This window comes from Flavobacterium xizangense, from assembly GCF_054075145.1.
In genome coordinates this window covers 1-290 of record NZ_JBSIPG010000053.1, presented here as the reverse complement: position 1 = coordinate 290, position 290 = coordinate 1, and the positions used below count along the sequence as shown (strand labels likewise).

1 protein-coding gene is annotated in these 290 nt (G+C 38.3%); it reads left to right on the top strand.

Annotation, left to right across the window (positions count from 1 at the left end; all coding sequences use genetic code 11):
* A partial coding sequence (locus tag ACWA1B_RS22480; protein ID WP_456910813.1) for a cupin domain-containing protein occupies positions 1–236 on the top strand: 236 nt, incomplete at its 5' end.
* Positions 237–290 lie beyond the last annotated feature (54 nt).

Here is a 290-nt window from a genome sequence, read left to right as displayed (position 1 = left end):
ATTTAGGAATAATAGCGCCAGAAGGACGGCCTCATCCATTAATGCACCAGACCGATACTTTAGATTATATCATTATTATTTTAGGAGAAATTTACCTGATTGTCGATGAAGAAGAAACTTTACTGCAAGCTGGAGATATTGTAATTCAGCGTGGAACCAATCATGCGTGGAGTAATCGATCGGAGTCGCCATGTATTCAGTTGGCTGTTTTATTAGATGCAGTGAAAGTAGGCTAATAAGTAAGACTAGGTTTGTCTGTTATCGAGTTAAACCCGACAGGTTTTTAAAAC